Raw genomic sequence first — 24,364 nt, forward strand, 5'->3', positions numbered from 1 at the left:
CTTGAATTTAACTTCTTGATTCATCATTTGACTCTATCCATTATATAAAAAAGCTCATATTCACGCATTTCAATATCTTCTGCAGAAAAATAACCCAATACAACTTCATTGGTGTTGGGTACGAAAAGATTCCCTTCAAACTCAGCTGGCAGTGCATCGAAAATGGTACCGGTATTTCTCTGTTGAGTGAGTATCTGATCCCAGTAGGTGTATGCTCTTTCGGATAAGGTGGACTGGATAACCCTCAGCGTGTAAACATATTGCTTGGCAGGAGTGGTGTCATTGACAAGGGTGAGTGAATCAAGGATTTCCTGTTGGTTTTCAGGTGTGAGGGTTCCAATATAATCGTCTTCTTCCAGGTCTTCTACCTGAATGGCAAAATCCAGAGCCTCTGAGTAGGTATCGTTTTGATTAGGAAACCAGAGCACATCAAAGCCGGAGATTCCAGCGGCGTTGAGCTCAGATCCGGACATCAGATTGAACTGGGAGCCGGTCACTTCATGATAATCCACATAAGTGTAGGGGTGCTCCCAATCTCCCTCGTATTTCCATTTCAAGAAAGTGGTTTCGGGAATGGACCGCACGAATGAGGCAGTCACGTCATGTCCATATCTGATTTCAGCTTCGTTATTAGCCGTGAATACGGTTCGTTCCGCGTAAGTTGCGGTGAGGTCAAAGGGTAGAGCAGACACCATTGTTTCCGGTCTTGAAAGAATGGTCTTATCACCCACCTGCACGGTAAGCAAGTAAGTTTCTCCTGCCACAGGGTCAAAGTCTTCTGGTGGGTTATAGACATTATTGAGGAGACTCTCAAAGACGTAGTACTGGCCGCTGAAACTCTCTACGATCACGGTGGCGTCAGTGATCGGCGTGAGAATGGTGCTGTCAGAATTATACCCACCCGAATAGCTCACGATCACACGAGATCCATTGGTGGTTACACGCCCATCTATGAGAATGAAGCGGGAATACTCTTTGTCAAACTGGTAGGGCTCTTCACAGCCGGGAGTAAGGAGGGTGATGGTTAACAAAACCAGGAGGAACGGGAAAGCTTTATGGTTGTTGACTGAGCGACTCATGGTACGAGAATCATTACGTCATCGAGTACGATTTCCTGCCTGATGGCGGTTCCAGCAGAGAAATATCCCAAAACCGGGAGATCCGCCCCATGAATGGATAGATTGCCATCGATGGTGCCGAGTATGGCATCAAAAATACCGCCTGTGTTTTTTAGCTGGGCGTGAATCTGTTGCCAGTACTGATAGGCCCGCTTAGAGAGCGTAGTTTGTGTGACAAAGATGTGGTACTGGAAGTTGACAGCAGGCTCGAGGCCTGCCACGCCTTCAGCGTAAAAATACCGCTGAATGTCCTCCCAAAAGAGGACCACAAAGGAAGAAGAGCCACTGCTTTTCAAGTCAGCAGAGGACATCACTTTAAACTGGCTGGCTCCTGATTCGCGCATCAGCTGGCCGGTATAAGGATGTGTCCAAAGGACCATGTAATCCCATTTTACGTAAGTATTGTCCGGGATGGTACTGTCAATATGTGCGATGATATCAAGACCATGTATCATTTTAGTCACCTTAGAAGGGCTAAAAACCTCGCGGGTTACTTCTTCTGCTTCCAGGTGAAAGGAAAATCCGGGATGGATGGTTTCCGGTTCCGAAATAATGCTTTGACCTGCCGCCAGTACTTTCAGAGTGTACGTTTCATCTACTTTTGGTGAAAATCCCTGAGGGGGTGTGTACACATTGGTGTTTGCTATGAACTTATAGCTGGCTCCGGCATCATCTTCCAATAAAACCTCAGCCCCAGTGAGGGGTTTCAGGGTAGAATTGTTCGCATCAAACTTACCTGAATAACTGAGGATTACTTCCGAACCTATATTGGTGACCTTTCCATCTACGATCAGGTATTCGGTGTACTCACTATCAAAATCATAGGGAGACTCACACCCGGCAGAGTGCATCAGTGTAACAATCAAAAAGACCTGTAAAATATGCCGGCTCAAATCAAGGTGTTTTGTATCACGTAATTTAGGATAAACAGGTAAATAAATTTCCTGTTTGGAGAAGAACACCCCTTGATGCAAATTCCACTATCAATGAATCTGAATATTCTATTTTTTGATCACCTTTTGTGTAAACTCCTGACCGTTGTGAATTAATTTCATCGTATACACGCCATCTGGCAGCTGTAGATGGTTTATGTTGAGTCTGCCATTTACCATATTAAAATGATAAGAATTGATTTTCTTGCCAGCCAAATTATAGAAAATCAGCTCGGCCTCACCCTCCAGATCACCTCCGAAAATGAAAGTGATGTCGTCCACAAAAGGATTTGGATAGACTGACCAGGATTTCGGTAGGGACTCATTATTGATAAGAATGGTACTGGAGTACTCATGTGCTCCATCAAAATCCACCTGCTTTAGTCGGTAATAATTATGTCCTGCGAAAGGATTTCTATCCATAAAGTCATACTCCAAAAGGAGGTCGCTGTCTCCGGCACCCTCTACTTTGTGGATGGGCTCAAACTCTTGGGAAGAAGAAGCCCTTTCCAGGATGAAGTAATCATTCTTGCTTTCAGTAGCAGTTTTCCATTGGATCAATACATCATTCTCCAGCACTTGCCCACTGAAGTGGACAAGTGAAACTGGTAATGGTGAGCCATCACTACCACCACCTATCTGACTAAATGAAGTAACCCCGGAGGCAGAGGCAGTGTATGGGTTGGCACCTGCAGCACTGAGGTTGTCAGCTATGATACGCCAGTATCCGTCTGAACGATTTTTTGAGATAAACATATCCGCTCTGTTAAAGGAAGCATCCTCCTCTGACGCATTCCATTGTATGGTAATGGTAGTATTGTAGCCACTGTCGTCCGAGTTGATATCCCATGTCCGGTTGATTTCCAGGTCAGTAACATGAGCGGTACCATAGGTACCTCTACTAAAGGTACCGTCAAATACCCGTACCTGAAAGTCTGCGGTGGCGCCCAGGTTGACCATGGTGAATGGGGTATAGGTGGATGTCCCGACAGGGAAAATGACAGGCCCGGCTCCATTGGCTACTTCCAGTTGTAGCGCTCCGCCACCGGTGTTTTGGTTCAGTGTTTGCACATAGCTGGAGCTACTTCCGCCTGCGATCGACCCGCCACTATTGATGGTCAGGTTGTAGTCTCCAAGAGTGATGTTGCCACTGGTCAGGGTTAAAGTGCCTGATAATGTAGTGTTGGCTGTTAGTGTAGGGGACGCACCGTTCACAGTCAGGTTGCCAAAGGTACCTCCGAGCATTGGAGTACCCGAGGAGAGCAGGATGGAGCCGTCTCCGGTGATTGTTCCATTGTCAATGATATCGCCGGAAATCGATAGGGTTTGCCCTGAGGCCAGGGTCAGTGTCACTCCATCGTTGATATTAATCATATCTGCACTCACACTGGCATCCAGTGTGATGTCATGTTTGATGTTCAACACGGCAGTGGATGCATTGGGTACCGCTCCGGATTTCCAGGTGGAGGTATTGTTCCAGTTTCCGCCATTGAGGGTTTTGAAAGGCTCACGCGCAGCAGCCGTCACCCAATCAGTGGCGGCATCCATGCTGGTCAAGGTGCCGGTATTGCTATTGGTAGATTCATCCGGGAGGGTGGTGGAGCCAGTAGCTTCATCAAAACGGTAGTAGGCGACCAGGCCTGTTTCTGACCCGGTCAATTCTTCGAACATATTTTCCTGAATCTGCATAGAAGTTCGAGCAGTGTTCCAGATGCGAACTTCGTCTATAATTCCGTCAAAAAACCGAGTGGTTGAATACCTCGAATCCTTACCAATGTGCAATGCTGCGGATAGGTTTGAATTAATGGAAGGAACACCTCCTCCAGTTCCTTCAAGAATACCATCAACATAGATTTTGGTGGCTGCACCATCACTTACACAGGCTACATGATGCCAGCCGGTACCCAGAAAATTCGTAGTGGTGGTTACAACCCCCGGAAACCCTGACCCATCCGCCACATAAAAGGTGATGTCTCCTCCTGATCCATCATTTCCAATTAAGAAAACATTGGTTGCTGCGGCATTTACGTCGGAAGTGCTTTGACCCAATATAGAACCAGGGGGCATTGCAGTGGCGTTTACCCAAAACTCTACGGATAGAGCGTTAGTAAACCCTGTATATGGCGACGAGACCATTACATAGTCATCCGTTCCATCAAAATCCAAAGCATTGCCCGGACCTACCAGTGCTGGAGCCGAAGCAGCGTCCACAACTGTTGCTGTTGATCCTACCCAGTTGGAGGCAGTAGAGGATAGGGCGAAGTTGGTAAGGTCCCCGGAGTTGTCATTTCCACTGTGATCTGTCAGGAGATCTACTCCTGTATTGGTACCGTCAGCAATACCCTGATCGAATTTGTAGTAAGCGACAAGGTTTGATTCATTCGCCACATCCAAGGCGCGGTACATGTTTTGTTGAATTTCTGACTGTGAGCGAGCATCATCCCAAATCCTTAATTCATCGATTTTCCCATTGAACGTAGTTCCATTTCCACCAGTATATTGTGCGCCAACACCCATACTCACACCACTAAAGTCCAAATTTGTAGTTTGGGTCAATTGCGGAACGCCATCCCAATAGGCAGTTGCTACTCCACCAGAATACACTACTGCAAAATGATGCCATGCTCCTGACCAGTCAGATCCAACGTCAACTAACTCCAGCCAGGCCGCTCCTGTCCAAGTAAAAATTCCGAAATCGTCAGTATTGTTTGGATCAATACCGATTGATCCCGCCTGACTAGTCGCTCCAGTTAGTTGACTGTAGATTCTTCTATTGTCAATTACATCATTGGCATAAATCCACATTTCAATGGTTCCGGATGTTAACCCCAAATTATCAAGATCCACGTAATCATCAGTTCCATCAAAATCCAAAGCATTCCCTGCTCCAGAATCGGAACGTCCTAATGTGAAATAATTTCCATCAACTACCTGAGCTCCATCCACGGTGAATTCGATGCTGTTGGCGTTGGGTACTGAACCAATGATCTCTACGATGGAGAAGTCTCCTGATGTCCCAGCTCGCGTAAGTAGGTGATAAGTATAATCAGAATCAGGCGCTGCGCCTAAGTCAAATGAAAAAGTGAGGTTTCCATTGGCGGTACCTACGGCATCATTTTTATCTAAATACCAGGTCTTGTCTATTCTATTGGAGAGCAGGGTTCCAGAGGGGAGATCTGTGGCTACTTCTGAAAAATTGCCGTTATCATTTCCCCAAATGATCTGATCCCCAGCGTCTTGTAGGAAATCTCCTGCGGTTTGTGTGCTGGTCAAAGTCAACTCGTCTGATGAGGCGGTAAGTGCACCGCCATTGACAATCAATGATGCGTTCTCGAATGTTGTTCTGGTCGATGTGAGGTAGTTGGAAGACGCTGTAACGGCATTGAGGTTATCGAAATTGGTCAATGTACCACTGTTTCCGTTTCCGCTAAGATCTGGCAAGCTTGCATTGCCATCCCCGATGCCATCGTTCATTCTGTAGTAGGCGATTAGGTTTGCGTCATCGCCAGCTATGTTTGAGAACATATTGGAAACAATTTCTGTTTGAGTTCTTACGTCAGACCAGATTTTGACCTCATCAATTAAACCATTAAAGAAATATCCACCACCTTCAGGCTCTCTTCCAATCCATACTGCACCTGAACCACCTGTAAACGATGATGCAGAGCCTACTGGCACTCCGTCCAGATAAATTTGGTTTGTTCCTGAAGAACTTGTCATGGCAATATGATGCCATTGTCCATCCCATGCACTGGTGCCAACAGCCACATTGCCTACAAAACCTCCATCCTCTATCCCAATATCACTATTGCCTGTATTCTTGCCGAGGAAAAAATTAGTACCTACACTTGCAAAAATTGGCGTATAGCCGTCAGTAATGGTTCCATCAAATCTAAACCATGCTTCTGTGGTATAATTACTGAGGCTTTCGCGAGTTATCGGAGTGACGACATGGTCATCCACTCCATCAAAATCCAGTGCATTTCCTACGCCAGTATCTGACCTTCCAATGGTGTAATAGGAGTCATCGTTTATTTGTGAGGCGTTGATGGTAAACACGATACTCGTGCCACTTGGATTGGTGCCGTCTACAGGAACTATTGAAAAATCTCCTGAAGTGCCTGCACGCTCCAAAAGGTAATAAGTGTAGTCTGAATTAGGTGTAGCTCCCAAATCAAACGAGAGGGTTACATCTCCACCTGCGGTGCCTACCACATCACTTTTTGCTATGTGCCAGTTTCGATCATATCGTGCTGACACTAATGTGCCAGAGGGAAGGTCACTGGTGACTTCACTGAAGTCACTGTTTTCATGGCCAAAAATGAGGTAGTCATTAAAGTTTTGCAAGAAATCAACATCGGTGATGGTAAGATTGGCGGATGTACCAGGAGATATATCGGAACCCCCGCCATCAAGGATGAGTCCCATATCCGAAAATGCATTCCATTCTGCCACTACCCAATCAGCGCTGGTCATATTATTTAAAGTACCATCGTTGTTATTGACAGTAATGTCAGGGAGGGTAAGTCCGCTACCTTGATCAAATCTGTAATAAGCAACCAGGTTGGTTTCATTGCCATTGATGGTTTTATTCATGTTTTGACAGAGCTCTGATTGAGCCCTTACATCATTCCAGATTCTGACCTCATCAATTTTTCCGGCCACAAAATCACCAGTGGCCTGCTTTCCAATAAAGAAGTCGCCTTGTCCGGTTTTCATACTTCCTGCCCAGCTGGTGGAGTTTTCCATAACCCCATTGATGTGCAGATCGATCGAGCCTCCATTAAAAATCCCAACAATATGATACCACTCATTTCTGATGTCCGTGGTAGACCACCCGGAGGTGTATTGGGTGTCGTTGTCCCGGGTTACCCCAAATCGTATTTTTCCGGTGGCGTCCACTTCAAAGAAGTATTCATTACCAGTACCACCCGTCCCTTTGGCCAGTGGGAAAGCACTGGTATTTGTAATAAATCCCCAAAACTCAACAGTAAATCCACTCTGATTAAAGTCTAAATCAGCATCATTGGCTATCAGCACGTAGTCCTCAATCCCGTCAAATAATAGTCCGTTGCCAATGACCGGGATGGGCGACGTAGAGTTAGCTCGTCCGAGTGTGGCTGAAATGGCCTGAAAATCAGCAACATCGTTTCCGGTATCTGTCCCGTTTGGTAGGCGGGAGATGGATTCATTAGAAAGGTCTGTAGCATATCCGCCAACTGACGAACCATCAGGCGCACCGTCTCCTGTGCCGTCACCCGCGGCATCATCTCCCAGTTCTACCTGATCCACTATGTTACCAGCAGCGTCTTTGAGTGTGATGAGAATGTCATCATTGGTGGCTCCCGTTCCGTCCACATTCCCCAGGATCAAATAATCACCTTCGGCAGTATTGAGAAAGCTGCTCCCAACTGAATTGGAAATGTAATTGGAGACATCAAAGGCACCTGACGAGGTGAGATCTCCGATTACGTCTGTGCCGTCCGTAAGTTCTATGGTCCACCCGGTGAGGTTGATTCCGGTTGTTCCGATGTATAATTCTATCCATTGATCCACGTCGGAAACCAGGCCACCTGCTATGGTGCCGTCAAACCCGTTGGTACTCCAATCCTGCTGGGGGTCCGTGACAATTTCATTGATCAATACCGTACCAGTAGGGGAGTTGGTGCTGCCTGGAGAGGCTATGGTACGTACGAAATCCAGATCATCATCGCCCGTATCAACGGCATTGGCATATCTGGATACGGCTTCATCGTTTACGGATACTGCGTTGCCAGTAGGCGCTTCTCCGGTAGCTCCTCCCAGTTGCACGCTGTCCACAGCGGTACCGGTGGCATCTTTTAGGATTATCAGTACATCATTGTTCATAGCGCCGATGGGGTTGCCCAGGATCAGGTAATCACCCACCTCCGTATCAATGAAGGAGCCGGATCCCGCAGTGATATAATTGACCGTTGCGAAGACCCCATCTCCGGTAGTAGAGAGAGTTCCTGAGACGTCACTTCCATCTTTCATTTCGAGCGTCCATCGGGTGAGGTTAAGTCCGGCCGAAGCGATGTACAACTCAATGTATTCGTCATTATCCGCACCCGTTCCTCCGGGAGCAGTACCATTAAACCCTATGGAACTCCAGTCCTGCTGTGGGTCAGTTGCTACTTCATTGATTTTGACCATTCCCGACGGAGAGTTGGTCGTGCCCAGTGTAGCCCTGGTTTTCGAAAAGTCATCCTGGTCAATATTTGTGTCTCCTCCGTTAGGAATTCTTGAAATGGATTCGTCAGTTGTACCTGTGGAGTTGGCATTGAAAAAGGTGCCTTCGGTCGTCGAGGTGGTCACCTGATCGATGATTTTGCCGCTGGCATCTCTCAGGTAAAAACGGGAGGTTCCTGTGGCATTGATGAGCTCTGATCCGATGGGATTACCAAGGATCAGAAAATCCCCGTTTTTGGTGTTTTTGAAGGATCCACCCTGTAGTGATAGGTAATTGGAAATGGTAAATGCTCCGCTTGAAGTGAGGTCACCGATGACCTCCACTCCATCATCAAACTCAATGGTCCAGCCGGTGAGGTCCAATCCATCCTCTGCAATGTAAAGCTCTATCCACTCATCGTCTGAACCATTGGCGCCGCCCGGAGTGGGGTTATAAAAACTCCCCACGCTCCAGTCCTGTCGGGGAGTTGCCACTATCTCATTGATCAACACCGCAGGGCTGGTGTCCACGGAACCTTCCGCAAAAGAGAAATAATCCCCGCTACTCAGGTCAACTGTGACGCGATAGTAAGTCCCGTCATTTTCCATTTCAAAGATGTCCCGATTGGCGTCATTTGGAAAGGCAGGGTCTGAAGGATGAATGAGCATAGAGATGGTGCCAGATGCGTGAGCCACCGGAAAAGCAACTTCTACTTCACCCACAGTACCAGTTTCCTGTACCCTCCAAACTCTCGCCATTCTGGAGGAGGTGCCGGAGGTCACGTTGTCCACAGTTTCTGAGAAGGTAAGGCTTCCATTGTCGGACCCCCACACCAGCCAGCTGTCATCGGTGCCCAAAGTAGAAGGGGAATATATACCCCCATTGGCTATCGTTAAAATCGCATTTGAGTTGACGCTTTTTGATTTTGGCTGATCCAACGCGGAGTTGTCATCTCTTCCAATACCTGCCAGATCTGTGTTGTAGGCCGCGTTAGCGGTTCCATCCCAGATGGTACCTCCGTCTGAGGCGAGATAATTGGTGGGGGAGGTTTGATCCAGCGTGAGGCCATATTTGATGGCCAGATAGGATTCTATTTGTTGTCTTTCTGTAGCTGTCGGTGTACTGGTGTACACAATAATTTCAGCAATGTCTCCATCGTGATAACCATCAAAACTTGATCCTCCAAAAGCGTCGTTTCTAACTCCAATATCTATAGGGACAGATTGCGTGTCGTACGATCCGGCATCCGTAAAGCCATTGGAATTATTGGACACAGTAAGGCTCGCCCCATTTTGAAATATATTGATATTGGTCGGGGCATTTCCAGAACTCAACAGGAGTGTCGACATCAGATAAAAAGTATTATCTTGAATGGTACCTGTTGGAGCTCCACTTGCATGTCCACATCCTATATGAAGACCATAATTCCTGGAAGAACCTCCAGCTGTATAGCCGAGTTGAATGTTTGTGTTGCAATTATTATTGTATCTCTGGTTGACTAAAAATCTTTGGCTAGAACCATTATCTGTATCGAAGACGATAAAAAACGATGCAGGAGAACTACCAGAACTAAATAATGAAGTTGAGGCTGTTATAAATTTATCCGCACTGCCATCAAAAGCAATTGTTGGATTGAAATTTAAACCATCAGTAACCAATGCCGGACTACCCGAAGCTGTCGCATCAAGCGAGCTGGAACTCTGATCACCCCAAGCTGTAACTGGACTAGTACCAGTCACACCAGCGTCGGCTTTTAACCAGAGTTTGAGGTTGGAGGATACGTTGCCAGGAGATTGGGCATAGAGGGTAAAACATAGTAAGATCAGGGTGTTTGTGATAAACACCCGAAGGGTAGCGGTCTTCATGTTGGAAAGGTTAGTGGCGTGTTAAAAGTATGGTTTTCATCTGTTGAAAACCAGAAAAAAATCAACTATCAGTCAGACCATTAACTGTTAAAAATTGAACAATAGGGGGTGTTTGAAGGCTTAATTGAACTCAAACTTGTAAGTAAGCGAAGGGATCATCCCGCCCGCAATAGTCAATTTATATGGTTGGGCTGGAGCACCGGGACTATTCTTGAAAAAGATGGAATAAGCGTTTTTACGGGCATATAGATTATAGACCGAAATCACCCATTTACTTCGAAATTGCTGGTTCTTCTTCACTTTGTTTTCGTGGGTGAGTGAAATATCCGCCCTGTGGTAGTCAGGGATGCGTTCTCCGTTTCGTTCATTAAAATAAGCCACGGTCACATTATCCACCACAAATCTGGCTGCCGGGGCACTCACTGGTCTTCCGGATGCATATTTGAAGTTGACGCCCATAGACCATCTGTTGGTGATTTTGTGATCCAAAGACAATGAGATATTGTGCGGTCTGTCGGAATAATAGGGATACCAGGCCCCATCGTTGATGCGCTCTTCTACATGTGGGGATTGTGTTCTGATGAACGTGCGTGAGTAGGCATAGGAAAACCAGCCCTGGGTTCTTCCTTTGTTTTTGGCCAGCAAAAACTCAAGTCCCCAGGCCTTTCCTTCGCCACTGATGAGGACTTGTTCCAGGGATTCATTAAGCACGATGTTAGCACCGTTTTTATACTCTATCAGGTTTTGATAGTGTTTCACATAGCCTTCCACAGAAGCTTCGAGAGTGTTTTCCTGAAAATTTCTGAATACTCCAAGGGCTAGCTGATCTGAAATGACCGGCTTGATAAACTGGTCGCTCAGTTTCCACTGATCCAGAGGCGTTATAGAGATGGAGTTGGAGATGAGGTGCTGAAACTGGTAAAGTCTGTTGTACCCAAGCTTCAAAGTGGCCCAGGGGAAGAGATAACTGATGCTAGCACGCGGCTCCATTCCGTGGTAGTTGGCTATTTTTTCATTTTGATCATAGGAGATTTCGCCGGTGGTGGTGGTTTCATTTCTGGGACTATCCGGAGCATAGGTGTAGGTCGTCAGTGGGCCCAGCAGTTGGTAGTTGGTATATCGCAGGCCGACTCGTGCCCGAAGGCTTTCGGTCAGCTTCACTTCATCTTCCAGGTACCCGGACACCGTGACGGCATGTTCTTCACTTAGTGTGGTAGGTACCACCAGTGAGTTCTGACTATTCGGCTCCATGGAGCCTGGGCTGGTGATGAACCTGTTGAGGTGTACACCGGCCTCCAGTGCGTGCATTCCTCTCGAAAAGGTAAGGTTGTTCTGGATTCCCGATTGTTGGATCCCATTTTTCAGTAAAAACTGATAATTCTGTGCGTCCCCTTCGGTTTCATACTGGTAATCACTGTGGCTTACCGTGAGGTTGTACAGCAGATCATTGGAGAAAAGATGGTTCCAGGCCAGACTAAATCCCACCTGGTCATAACTATAGGTGGTGTCTTCACTAAACTGAAAACTGTCTTTGGCTTTGTAGAAGGTGCCTTTTACTGAGTTTTTTGAATTGACCTGATATTCGATCACACTGTTGAAATCCCAAAAATTTGCCGCACTGGTTTTGGCATCCTTATCCGGTACGGCATTCAATACCCAATCAGAATAGGTGGCTCGGGAGCCTACCGTGTAGGTGAGTTTGTCGTCCAGTACTTTACCTTTTGCGCCAAGTGAGCTGGTAAGAATGCCGATGCCTCCATAAGCCATAAACGGGCTGGACGCCCGGGGTGAGAGCTTCACATCCAATACTGAGGACGCACGACTCTCATAGCGCGCGGGCACGCTGCCCTTGTAGAGGGATACTTTGCTCACCATGTCAGGATTGAACACAGAGAAAAAACCCAAAAGGTGTGAGGGGTTGTAAATGGGGATGTCATTCATCAGAATGAGGTTTTGGTCGTAGTTGCCACCACGGACACTGATGTAGCTACTACTTTCGCCCGTCACACTCACACCGGGCAGGATGGTGATGCTTTTGATCACATCAGATTCTCCCATGAAAGCGGGCATTTTGTTAATGGCATAGATACTGAGGTCACTTTTTCCCAGGCTGGTGTTGGTGAGCCTGTCTCTGGCTCCGCCTTCCTCTACGGTAATCTCCTCCAGTACCGAGGTTTCTTCATACAGGTTTATATTGAGTGTCCCCTGACTGTAGAGCTTGATTTTCTTCTGTTCAGACTCAAAACCCAGGTAATTGTAGGTGATGGCATGGTTTCCGGGGAGCAGCTCCAGTTGATAGTAGCCCAAAGGGCTGGAAATGGTACCGCTGCTGCCATCGTCCACACTGATGGTCACCCCCGGGATCACTTCTCCCGTCGCATCACTCACATAGCCAGTGAGCTTTGTGGGCACTCCGGGTTGCATTTTTGCCTGGTCACCGATTTCCACCCAGGTTTCCTTTACCTGAGCTTCTTCAAAGGGATTGATGCCAAGACCCGTGATCAGCTCATCATCGGGATAGATGAATAGGTAATAGTCATCTTTGATCGTGATACGAAATCCCGAGTTGCTCAGGCTGGCCTGCAGAATACTGAGAAATTTATTATCTGGCACTGAGACCGCCCGAATGCTATCAATCCAGGCTTTTTTGTAAAAGACCGTGACGGGAAAGTTGCTCTCGGCCTGATGGATAAGGGTAGGGAGGGATTGCCCCACAGGATCATAAGAAAACCTGAAATCTGCAATTTTCTGCGCATGCAGTCCCAGTGAGAAGAGAAGTAAGCCTGATAAAAGTATTCGTGGCATAGGTTGGCTGGTACTTACAGAAAACAGAGGCACTATCCGTTTACCTTATGTGTTGCGTCAAAATAATTGCAACAATTTAGAATAAACGGATTTAAACTTCCCCTGCTTCTGGCAAGAGTTTGTCCACCAGCGACCCGGGATATCAAATTTACTTCAGGATCTGCGCGGTATGATCTTTGGTTTTCACCTTTGCGATCACTTCTTCTATCATACCTTTTTCATCAATGACAAACGTGGTGCGGAGTGTGCCCATATACGTCCTGCCATACATCTGTTTTTCTCCCCAGGTGCCATAGGCTTCATGTACAGACTTGTCTTCATCTGCAATGAGGGGAAAAGGAAGGTCAAATTTTTCAATGAATTTCTTATGCGATTTGGCACTATCGCCACTTACTCCGAGTACCACATAACCCTGCTTTTGCAAGTTGGCGTAATTGTCGCGGAGGTTGCAGGATTCTGCTGTGCATCCCGGGGTGTTGTCTTTGGGGTAGAAGTAGAGCACAATTTTCTTACCCTTAAAGTCGGAGAGGCTGATTGGGTTACCATCCTGATCGATGCTGGTAAAATCGGGAGCTTGATCGCCGGCTTGTAGTTTCATTTTCTTAGAGGTTTCGTTGGTAAATTTGTTTGTTTCCAGTGTTGTCTTCCACTTCCAGTATAAACTCTCCTTTGAGCGGGATGTTTTCATCTTTTCTCACCGCCCAGATCAGGTCTTTTTTAGATTCATAATTCATCAGGAGAAAGGAGCCGTTCAGAGTAGCTCTGAAGCTTTTGATGCCGGAGCGTTCATCATTGATTTTGAAGTAAAGCTCACTGGAGTTGATGATGCGTGGCGTGATGACTGGCGGTATGGTGTCTTCAGCAATGGTGAAAGTGACCAGATCGCGGGTGTCAAAGGAGATATTGCCGTCTTCCCAGGTGCCTCCCTGATAACTCAGATTACTCCCATAAACGGCGTAGACGCGAGCCGTATTTTCAGGATAACTATATTCTGGTTTCAATCGGATATTGACCGTGGACCGCAGTGGGGTGTCATTGTGTGGAAACCGGAATAGCTCCAGTCCAAGCTGTACGTCATAATCCTTTTCGAACCTTAGATAGAGGGTATCGAAGAGGGAGTATTGTTTGAAAAACAGATCGGAGTGATGGTTGAAAAAACTGATTTCAGAACCAGAGGGAATTTCAGCATAAATGCCTGTATTCAGGATTTTACCAGCATAATCAATGGAATCAGGCAGGCCATCGTGTAGGTTCCACAGGTAGTAGGCGGCCCTTCTGTCGGTACGGTAGGGTTCCAGAGGTCTACGGGTATTGCCAAAAAAGAGAGAGATTTTTCCAGGAGTCCCCTGATGAACGTTTTTGAAGTGAAGGTGATCACGATAGATCTCAAACTCGTTGATGTATGGGTCCGGGAGATTGACCACCTTTCGGTTATTGACCTCCGTCTCGAAAGTGGAGATATTCCCATAGCTATCCTTCATATAGATCTGAATCAGGTGCGTAGAGTCTGAGAAATTGAACCCCTGAGAAGAGACATTGTAAAAGTCATTGGTGTTACCATCTTCCACAAAGAGCTTGTTGTACTTTTTGCCGCCATTTCTGTAGGCTTCATAATCCATATGTACCAGAATGTTTCTCTGCTTGCCAAAGGAAAGACTCGATTTGGACTGACTAAAGACTGTATCTCCGTTGATGACCAGTGTGGTTTCTGGAATTCCGTTGCGGTTATACACCCCGTTCAACAGGTCGTAGGCATATATTTCAATGCCTATTTTGCCTTTCAGACTGATAGGTACCCGGGTATGGTAGACGTCATGGGTCTTGATGGCATCAAATTCGAACCTGCCAAAGGTTTCGTTCACTCTCGCCGCACCATCCAGGGTCACGAAGGCTATGTTTTTCATCTGAGGTGTGATGTTGTCCTTGATCTCAGCGAAGTTGAATTTTAAAGGATCCAGTATTCGTTGGTTGGCATCCCGGATTTCGAAATGCAAATGCGGCCCACTGGAGGAGCCGGTATTTCCTGAGTAGGCAATGATCTCACCGCGCTTAAACACAAACTGATTTTTGTCTGGAAACAGCTGAACCTCAAAGCTTTCTGCTTTGTATTGCTCGTCCAGCAGGTACCTGGCTATGCGTCCTTCAAACTTACTGAGGTGGGCGTAGACCGACGTGGTTCCGTTGGGATGGGTCATATACAGGCAGTAGCCGTAGCCCCCTGTGTTCACCCTTACCCGACTGATGTATCCATCTGCAGTAGCATGCACTGGCAGGCCGGACTGACCACCCGTTTTGATGTCTAACCCCGCGTGGAAGTGACTGGAGCGGAGCTCGCCCATAGTTCCGGCCAGGAAATTTTGCTGACCGGGATTGATGGGGAAGAGGTAATAATTGTCTGAGGTGAAGGGTTGGGTGAATGCGTGAAAACTTAAGAAAATGAATAAAACAGGAAGTCCAAACCTCATCTAAATAGCGCCGTTGAAATGTTCTTTTTTAATCTATCACAAAACTGATGAATTCTGTGAAATGTTGCGTGTTTTTGGCAATTAATTGCTCAGAGGATATGGTTTCTTTTTTGTAAATATAAAATGTAACTTAACGGATCAACAACAAATCTACGCTAATGGAAAATTTACGCACCGCCTTCATTGCTTTGCTTACCGGCATTGTAATTTTAGCTTTTGTTCACACCTCCTGCACCTCATCGGTGGGGCGGGGTATGGAAGCCGTCTTTATAACAGATAAACTCTACACAGATCCTCCCAACTTTGGATCGTATCCTGCTACTAAAGATCAGATTCAAAAAATGATTGATGAAGTGGACTTACCCAATATTCGGGCGCATGCCTGGGACGTGTGGGGATCCATAACCTCTCCAGGGCCGGAAGGGTTGCCGGTTTGGGAGACCTGGTATTCTGGTTATGAAGTGTTTGAGCTGGCTGGGAAGAAGGGGATAAAAACCCGTAACATCGTGAGAGATTTCCAATCACCCAGACAGTTTCATCATTTTGAAAATATAACTGGGGGAGCTATCCCGCAGGATTTGCCCGAGCAAATTACCTCTTTCAATCGCTATACTAAAAGTGTGGCTGATTTTATCGTTTCGTCTGGTTTGAATCGGACAGAGGTTCTTGATTCGATCAATGGAGCATTTGATCAGGCAGGAACGCCGATTGCGCTTCGTCAGATTCAAACTACTCCGGATTCTATTGATGAGCGGGCCATAGTGCTCAAGCCGGTTTTTCAGTTCATAGATGGTTCGGGCCCCACGGTCATTCCATTTTGGAACGGCATTTCCCCAAAAACCACTACAGACCTGAAAAACCCTGAACCTCATACCTGGAGGCAGGGAGTGATCGTGGATCCTACTGGTGTATTGAAACCGGGAGATTCGGCCCTGATGTCGGTAAATAACGAACCTCTAAGGTGGCTGCAGGTGGTTGGTTTGGAGGATTTTTATGCCATTGAACTGACGGAGGAGGATGTGAAGGAATTTAGTGACTTTGCGGCCACTTCGGGTGATGATGTGGGGGAGGGAAATATGACGGATTCCACCAGCATCTATCAAAATGTGAAGGTGGGAAACTATGCTTTGCTGATGGCAATGCATGTCACTTCCAAGGAGATTAATAACTGGACATGGCAGACCTTCTGGTGGTCACCTTATAACGATCATCCCTTCTTTGGAGCAGACAGGCCGACTTCTATATCGGCCCCCTGGGATCACTATAATATGCGAACGGCCTACTTCATGGTGACCCCTGCAGGAAGTGCAGCAGGTGAACCGTTTGTGTCTTTTAATCCTTATCTGGAAACTAATCTTTTCGGTACTGTTCCCATAAAGACTAAAAATGGCGTATTGGATAGTATCCCATGGACAGGTGTTAATAGTAATTGTATGACCTGTCATCGGCTGGCGGCCCGGGCTCCCGGAAACTTCAATACGCCTGCCTATCAACCCGATGGATTTATTAGCATAGGGGACAGTGTATTTGCGGGGATGACTAAGGTGGATTTTTTATGGTCTGTCGCCATCAGACCCCAATAAAATGATAAGGTTTGGAAGCTCCATGCTTCCAAACCTTATCTTGTTTAGGTGATTTTATTGAATACCCAGAATATAGGCTTTGACTTTTGGACTTGGTTCTGTGGGGATCAAATCGATGACATCCGGATCCTTTACCGGCTTACCCGCAAAGTCAAGTAAGAAGCTAAAGTCTGTACCTTTCAGCTGAGTGGCTCCATGGCAGCCCATACACCCGCCCATATTATAGAAGGTTTTATTATACAGGGTGTTATTCCCACCGTCAAACGGTTTGCCAATGGAGCTTCCATGGAAATTAGCCAGCGTGGAGTCTGACTCGATCACGAAGTTCGCCATGTAGTAATTCGGGTCTTCTTCTATGGAGTTGACAGGGCGGGACTGTACGCCTATGAGTCGGTAGTATTGCCAGATACTTTCCATGTTGATCTTCTTCAGCAATGCATGCACATTGTTATTCACCGTGTCGATTACCGGAGGAACCCCATGTAGCCTTTTGACGGTTTGAGGTGTACCTGTGGGTTGGGCATTTCCGTTCAGTAAAATGAATTCCATTTTGGCCTCCGTGACATCCACTTGCTCCCACGAGGCGAAAATAAAGGTGGGATAGTTTTCGGTTTTGTGAATGATGTGTATCCCTATCAGACCAAAAACACCGTTTTTATAGTAGATTTCTCCATCATTTCCTTTTTCATAGTAGATCACCGAGTCTTTGTAAAACCGGGAATGGTCATCCTGGTCAGTAAGCATGCGCCAGGCAGTTTTCACCTCTATGCTGCCTTCATTTTCGGCACCACCACAGGGAAGACAGATTACTCCAGCCTCCTGAGGGCTGTCGCAGTTGGTAGGACATTCGGGACAGTAGGCACTCAGAGTGTTGATGTTGTTCTGGGTACGGGCGGCCGCCTGGGCGAGAGATGCACTGTCACCGTAGTATTGCTGGATGTAGTCATACTCATAGCGGTTGACCTTCGCCTGATAGAGCACCATTTGGCTTGTGTCGTAGGCATACAGATTGCACGAACCAATCTCGTTAGATTCATCAAGGTTATTGAATAGGTCAAAGCGGGCATTGGTGCCTGGAATGGGGGCGGGCTGATTGCCAAAGCTGTAGTGTGGCGGATTGTCAAAGGGCTGAATTTGGCCATAGTACGGACGGAGTTCAGAGCGGTGCGCATAGGTTTCCCAGACGAGTAGGTCGGGATAAGCACCAGATTGGCTAAAGTTCCAGGTGGTGTCCGGTTTGCCACGCTTCTGTGAAAGGTCGTAAGATGATTTCCAGTTGAGCGCAATAAGTTCTTCCCAGGCAAACTTCGCCAAAAGCTCTGGAGAGGCATCGGATGACAGGTCTTTGGGGACGGTGTAGCTCACATTGATATAAGGAGGCAATGCTTCCTCTGTGGCAGACTTTGGCCCATTGCAGGCATAAGCCAGGGCAATTACAAATAGGGTAAGGTAGGTGAGTGAATTTTTCATAGTAAGACAGTTAGTTTTAGCGTTAACTGTTTTAAGCTATGAATAAATATTTTTAGAAACAACTGAAAGGCAACCTACCTCACCTCAAAATCGAACATCTGCCTGCCGGCAAGCTTGCCTACCAGCCGATCACCGATCTTCACAGGGCCCACGCCTTTTGGGGTTCCGGTGAAGAGAATATCACCTTTTTTCAGGGTAAAATATTTGGAGACATAGGCTATGAGCTCATCCACTGGCCAGAGCATCAGTGAGGTGTTGGCATCCTGCACCACCTGGCCGTTGAGCTCCAGCTGAAATTGGGTGTTGGTGAGGTCGAAGCCTTCTTTTGAAATAAATGGCGACGTAGGTGCTGATCCATTGAATCCTTTGGCCATTTCCCAGGGCAGTCCCTTTTCCTTGGCTTTTGCCTGTAGGTCCCGGGCGGTAAAGTCTATGCCCAGGCCGATCTGATCATAGTATTTGTGCGCAAACCGGGGTTCTACGGATTTGCCTTCTTTGTTGATCCGGATCAGAAGTTCACACTCATAGTGAATGTCTTTGGAGAAATCCGGGTAGTAGAAAGCGTCATTGTTTCTAAGAATGGCCGTGTCCGGCTTCATGAAGATGACCGGTGTCTCGGGTCTTTCGTTGCCCAGTTCGGTGATGTGGTCGGCATAGTTGCGACCGATGCAGATGATTTTCATAATTAATGAGCGAGGATTTCTTCCACTTCTTCTACTTCCATCAGGCCGCTGGCATCTACCCGGGCCATCTTTACCACCTTCATTTCATTGATGAGTACCGGATCATATTTAGCCTTGATGCGGATGTAGTTTTCGGTAAACCCATGCATATGTCCATCTTCCACATCATCCTCAAAGAGGACCGTCTGCATCTGATCGACGTGCTGTTCGTAGAAGTATCTTTTCTTTTTCTCCGAAAGCGCTCTAAGCATTTTAGATCTTTTCTGCCGATCCTTTAGCGAGACCACTCCGTCCATCTCCAGGGCCTGAGTATTGGCACGTTCAGAGTAGGTAAACACATGGAGGTAGGATACATCCAGTTCGTTTAGAAACTGATAGGTTTCCAGAAAGTCTTCCTCTGTTTCGCCCGGAAATCCGGTGATCACATCCACACCGATCCCGCAGTGTGGCATCAGCGACTTGATGGTGTGCACCCGCTCTTTGTAAAGGTCGCTCAGGTAGCGCCGGTTCATTCTTTGGAGTATCTTATCACTGCCAGATTGCAAGGGCACATGGAAGTGAGGCACAAACCTTTTGGACTGGCTCACAAAGGTGATCACCTCTGTGGAAAGCAGGTTAGGCTCTATGGAGGAGATTCTGAATCGCTCTATCCCTTCCACTTCGTCCAATGCCTTGATCAGGTCAATAAATTTTTCCTTGCGCTTGCCATCCTGAATGCCAAAGTCACCAATATTCACACCCGTGAGCACTACTTCTTTCACTTCTGAGGCGGCGATTTCTTTGGCCTGCTCCACGATCTCCGCGATGCTGGCACTTCTGCTTTTGCCCCGGGCCAGTGGGATGGTACAGAATGCACACCCATAGTTGCAGCCATCCTGTACTTTGAGAAAGGTACGCGTGCGGTCTCCGTAGGAGTAGGAGGCATTGTATCGCTTCGCTTCCTGTATTTCGGAGGCGTATACTTGGGGCTCATTGGTCGCAATGAATTCGTCGAGGTATTCAAATAGCCTGAATTTCTCGGCAGCCCCCAGTACGGCATCCACACCTTTGATCTCACTGATCTCTTTAGGTTTCAGCTGTGCGTAGCACCCGATGATGGTCACAAAGCTTTTTGGAGAGATTTTCTTAGCCTCCTTGACGATCTTCTTACACTTTTTGTCGGCATTCTCTGTCACCGAGCAGGTGTTGATGATGAAAATATCCGGTTGGTCTGTGAAATCCACTTTCTTGAATCCCCGGTCCTCAAACATTCGGGAAATGGTGGAGGTCTCGGAAAAATTCAGCTTACATCCCAGTGTATAAAAGGCTACTCGCTTCATAGAGGCGCAAAGGTAATAAAATCCCGCTTTCAGTTCTCTGGAAAGGGGTGAAGGAGAAGGAAAGTTCTCTCATTAGGAATTTTTGAGAGCCTGGTTTTGCTTTTTAAAGCACCTTTGGCTTTACAGCCCTATCAAAATGAAGGGAGCCCAATAGTAGGGATCGCTATAGCTTGCAGACTTGAGCAGGCTGAGTTTGGCTTTTCGCAGGTCATCTGCAAAAATCATATTGCCAGAATGATTGAGGTGCTGTTTGTAAAACTCTATCATAAGCTGTGCGGTAGAGGCATCCGAAACCTGCCACAGCGAAACGATGAGGTTTTTGGCTCCGGCATACATGAGTGAACGACTGAGTCCGATGATTCCCTCGCCTTTTTCCACTTTGCCAAGGCCTGTCTCACAGGCCGAGAGGGTCACCAGATCTGCGCCGATGTTCAGTCCATAGATCTCACCAGAGTACAGGCTGCCATCTTCATTTTCCGTGGGGGAGAGAAAGATTCTTGAAAGCGCCGGCTTGGATTCGTTCACAATGCCATGCGTGGCAAAATGCAGATACTTGTATCCTGACAGTTTTGAAGATTTGAGCATGGCTTCCGAAGCTTCCTCATTTAGCAGAATTTCGGGGACGTCCGCCTCGGAGAGAAACAAGTACCTGATCTCCTTTACTTCCTGTTCGGACCCTGGCAAGCTGGCCATGGTGAGTTCATTTTGCTCAAATGAAACCGGAGCGGTCAGCAGAATTCCCCTGGCAGTTCCCGCTGGTGCGTCCAGTTTTTCCAGAAGGAGAGAGGCAGCATAGTCATAGGATATGGCATATTTTTCCAGCAGGTAGGTATTGTTTCCTCCATCCTTTGACTCGCTCAGGAGAGACTCAAATGGAATGGTGCCCAGTAGCCCATCAGGTATGATGGTAAGGCTTTGAAGGCCATCTGGCAGATCAGGAATGAGCTGCTTGAACAGACTGACACTTGAAGACTGGAAAGTGGATGGAATGTGGTATTTGATAGCATTACGAAGCCCTTTGGTTAGTTGCACCAGGTTGTCTGCTTTCGGCAGGCTGAATACTTCAAAGTCTTTTTTGGAAATGAGGAAGATAAAAATGGATTCCTCACCAATGAAGTAGGATAACACCCCCGCTGTAGGTGTCAGTTTTTCCTGAAGTGCCGCGACAGAGATATCCGCCTGTCGGTATTTCAGGTTGAAGTAGTTGGGGTATTCCTTCTCCAGGCTGGTGATGAATGTGCGGTAGGATTGCCGGGTTTCGAAGAGTGCATTTTGCAGGGAGCCCAGTCTGGACTCATCCATCGTGTTAGCCAGAAGCTGTTCCAGCAGGCTGATTTCTGTTTTCAGGCTGTCTTCCAGCGCAAGGAGGTGGTTGGGAATCCCGGCAAATGCTTTGGCTTTGGTTTCATTGATCGCTTCCAGCAGCACAGCGGATTTGCTGCGCTCACAAAAGGTAAAGGCGATCTCCCGAAAGTACTTTTTCTGAAAGGTCTTATCACTCAAATACAGGGCCGTCCGGATGCCGTCATCATACACATCTGCCGCAATGCTCCCTATCCTGATCTTATCCCCTTCGGTGAGTCGCTTTTGCCTGATCTGGCTGATCAGGTCATCGCATTTCAGGTAGGTGCTCAGGGCGCTTTTGATATCCGAAGGTTTGAGTGTTTTTCCGAAATGAAGAGCTTCCAGGGCCTGTGCTTTGTACTGCAGGGATGAGAGAAGTATGTCGGCATTGAAGTAGTCCTGCAGCTCCGGCAAATCATACAGGGAAGTGTACTCCTGGTTTTGCAGGTTGGCATAGATGGATTTCTGAAAGCTCTCTACCGCTTCTTTGTAATTTTCTTGTTTGAGCTGGACAGAACCAATCAGGTAGAAGGTGTTGGCCACCTCAGGATGCTTGTCGCCATAGAGGCGAATGTACTGCTGCAGTGCTTCCTGCTGAGTCAGTAGTGCTTTATGATAATCACCCTGGGCCTCCAATATGCGACCCCTGTTGGACAATGTAAAGGCCTTGTTGGGGTGGTCGCCGGAGTAATGACTGTCCCAGATATTCATGGTAAGGTCCAGGTAGGTGAGGGCCTCCCCGAAATTGTTTTGGGCACTGTTGGCAAAGGCCAGGTTCCCGTAACAAAGGGCTACGCTGGGATGATTTTTTCCGTATGCTGCCTGATAGATTTTCAGGGCATTATTAAAATTGATGACGGCTTGGAGGAAGTCATCTTCGAGGTAAATCAGTCCCAGATTCAGGTACGAATCAGCCAGAAGAGGATCTTCCCCCTTGAGGCGGGCTTTTCTGATTTTCAGTGCCCTTTCGTGGTAGCTTTTGGCGGTTTCCTTGTTCTTGTTGTTCCAGTAGACCACCCCGAGATCGTTGTAGCATTCTGCGGCGGAAAGGTCAGTAGGATCTGGCAGAGACTGTTCTGCACCGGTCAGTGTTTCCATGGCCAGGTCATTGCGCCCCGCTTTGAGATAGGCCTCGCCCAGCAGTAGTTGTGCCCGTAGCTGAAGTACCTTCTCCTGTGGCAATACGTCTGTGATGTACTCCAGTGTGTTTCGGGCCTGACTCATGCATTGGTTGAGCGCTCCTGTTTCCAGGTGACATTCGGCCATCTTGAGGTTGCACAAGGCGTATTGGTCCAGGGTTTGCTGCTGCTGAAATCCAACACTTGCTGCCTGGTAGCTTTCAAAAGCCCGGATGTATTGCCCCTGTTGGAAATAGTTTTCTCCTGATAGAAAAAGGTCTTGCTGAGCCGCAGTGAGCAGTGTGGTCAGGAGGAAAGTGACGGTTAGGATTCTTTTCATCATTTAAAATCGATAGACGTAGCTGAAGCTGAATACATTGTGTCTGGTGAGCCCATCCGGGTTTACCTCGCGATCCATGAATTTCTGTCCGTAGATCAATTTTACGCTGTTATTGATATTGAACTGGTAACCAACATTGGCCAGCATATTGAAAGCCAAACCGGTGGTTCCGTTCAGTTTTTCGCGCTTATCTTCATTGAAGTTGTAGACCTCATCTTTGGTGATCCGGTAGATAGCCAATGCCCCGATCCCAAAATTGAAGTTGATAAACCTGAAGTTTCTTTCGGCTCTCAGCATCACATCGGTGCCTCTTTTGAGGTCGTTGGCGAGGTTGTATTTTCGGATATAGCTAGGATCCGGGTAGTCTGGCCATTTCCCCCACCTGAAGTCATTTTCGTTTTGATGAATGAGCGGACGCTGGATTCCGGTGGCGAACAGCCACTTTTCATTGATATAGGAAGCTCCGGCCACAGCGTCGTAAGATCCCAGACTGACCTGATAGTACATGGGCAGGTCACCGCTGCCAAATTCTGAATGATTGTTTTCGATATCTGATTTTCCCGAGGGGATTTTCCCGCCAAGGGTAATGCCTACAGTGCTGCCATTGGCCAGGCGGATGGACCTGGAGGCACTGATGGAGAGGTCGCCCAGTCCCTGAGTCTCTCCCAGGCTACCGGTCACCATCTGGTAGGGCACTTTCACCTGTATGGCGTAGTAGTCGTTGATCCCAAAGGTCATGTCTGAGGTAAAGACCGTGATGACAGGGGTGAGGAGGGAGGTACCTCGGTAGTAGTTCAGCTCCAGCGACCTCAGTTTGAAGTTGACCTTTTTGCTATAGGCCTGGTCTGGCTTCATGGCTCCCATGGTACAGAATCCCGCATCGCTGCATCCCTGGGCATGAGAGAGGTAGGCGCTAAAGATGATTAAGGCGGTGATGAAATGGCGCATAATTTATTTGTTTGTGGGAAAAACAACCTTCCGAAGCAAACCCTGTATGACGAATGTATCTAAAACAGGGCTTAAAAAAGTGCAAGCCAAAGTTAGAATTTTTTAATTTTTTTTCATAGCCCGTTAAACCATCCTTCCCATGTGCTGTCAAAGGGTACGAAATCAATTTAGAAATCAAAAGAAT

General features: G+C 47.3%; 12 protein-coding genes. 1 reads left to right on the forward strand and 11 read right to left on the reverse strand.

Annotated features, from left to right (window positions below; genetic code table 11):
• Nucleotides 1-23 precede the first annotated feature (23 nt).
• The 6 genes from GV030_RS01320 to GV030_RS01345 all read right to left on the reverse strand — a co-directional run bounded on the left by GV030_RS01320 (nt 24) and on the right by GV030_RS01345 (nt 15,375).
• Nucleotides 24-1,079: a DUF4249 family protein gene (locus GV030_RS01320; RefSeq protein WP_159579034.1), complete on the reverse strand. Its 1,056-nt coding sequence runs from the start codon at nt 1,077-1,079 to the stop codon at nt 24-26.
• Nucleotides 1,076-2,011: a DUF4249 family protein gene (locus tag GV030_RS01325; RefSeq protein ID WP_159579036.1), complete on the reverse strand. Its 936-nt coding sequence runs from the start codon at nt 2,009-2,011 to the stop codon at nt 1,076-1,078. Before GV030_RS01325 ends, GV030_RS01320 begins: the two co-directional genes overlap by 4 nt.
• Before the next feature lie 108 nt (nt 2,012-2,119).
• Nucleotides 2,120-10,105: a LamG-like jellyroll fold domain-containing protein gene (locus GV030_RS01330; protein ID WP_159579038.1), complete on the reverse strand. Its 7,986-nt coding sequence runs from the start codon at nt 10,103-10,105 to the stop codon at nt 2,120-2,122.
• 120 nt (nt 10,106-10,225) lie between these two features.
• The gene (locus tag GV030_RS01335; RefSeq protein ID WP_159579040.1) at nt 10,226-12,910 is read right to left on the reverse strand and encodes a TonB-dependent receptor; all 2,685 of its coding nucleotides are present in this window, start codon (nt 12,908-12,910) and stop codon (nt 10,226-10,228) included.
• A gap of 148 nt (nt 12,911-13,058) precedes the next feature.
• Complete coding sequence (gene bcp / locus GV030_RS01340; RefSeq protein WP_159579042.1) at nt 13,059-13,508, reverse strand: thioredoxin-dependent thiol peroxidase; 450 nt, start codon at nt 13,506-13,508, stop codon at nt 13,059-13,061.
• Between the two features lie 4 nt (nt 13,509-13,512).
• Complete coding sequence (locus tag GV030_RS01345; protein ID WP_159579044.1) at nt 13,513-15,375, reverse strand: M23 family metallopeptidase; 1,863 nt, start codon at nt 15,373-15,375, stop codon at nt 13,513-13,515.
• A 158-nt stretch (nt 15,376-15,533) separates the two neighbouring features.
• Here GV030_RS01345 and GV030_RS01350 point away from each other — a divergent pair, with 158 nt between their 5' ends.
• Entirely contained in the window at nt 15,534-16,958 is a 1,425-nt protein-coding gene (locus GV030_RS01350) for a hypothetical protein (RefSeq protein WP_159579045.1), read from the forward strand.
• A 54-nt stretch (nt 16,959-17,012) separates the two neighbouring features.
• Here GV030_RS01350 and GV030_RS01355 read toward each other — a convergent pair whose 3' ends face one another.
• The 5 genes from GV030_RS01355 to GV030_RS01375 all read right to left on the reverse strand — a co-directional run bounded on the left by GV030_RS01355 (nt 17,013) and on the right by GV030_RS01375 (nt 24,180).
• On the reverse strand, nt 17,013-18,428 hold the full coding sequence (locus GV030_RS01355; protein ID WP_159579047.1) for a hypothetical protein: 1,416 nt from the start codon (nt 18,426-18,428) through the stop codon (nt 17,013-17,015).
• Between the two features lie 74 nt (nt 18,429-18,502).
• Nucleotides 18,503-19,111, reverse strand: a complete 609-nt coding sequence (locus GV030_RS01360) for a fumarylacetoacetate hydrolase family protein (RefSeq protein WP_159579049.1) — start codon at nt 19,109-19,111, stop codon at nt 18,503-18,505.
• 2 nt (nt 19,112-19,113) lie between these two features.
• Complete coding sequence (gene mtaB / locus GV030_RS01365) at nt 19,114-20,430, reverse strand: tRNA (N(6)-L-threonylcarbamoyladenosine(37)-C(2))-methylthiotransferase MtaB (protein WP_159579051.1); 1,317 nt, start codon at nt 20,428-20,430, stop codon at nt 19,114-19,116.
• Nucleotides 20,431-20,550: 120 nt separating this feature from the next.
• The gene (locus GV030_RS01370; protein WP_159579053.1) at nt 20,551-23,235 is read right to left on the reverse strand and encodes a CHAT domain-containing protein; all 2,685 of its coding nucleotides are present in this window, start codon (nt 23,233-23,235) and stop codon (nt 20,551-20,553) included.
• Nucleotides 23,236-24,180, reverse strand: a complete 945-nt coding sequence (locus GV030_RS01375; RefSeq protein WP_159579055.1) for a hypothetical protein — start codon at nt 24,178-24,180, stop codon at nt 23,236-23,238.
• Nucleotides 24,181-24,364 lie beyond the last annotated feature (184 nt).

This window comes from Marinoscillum sp. 108 (assembly GCF_902506655.1).
Taxonomy (GTDB): domain Bacteria; phylum Bacteroidota; class Bacteroidia; order Cytophagales; family Cyclobacteriaceae; genus Marinoscillum; species Marinoscillum luteum.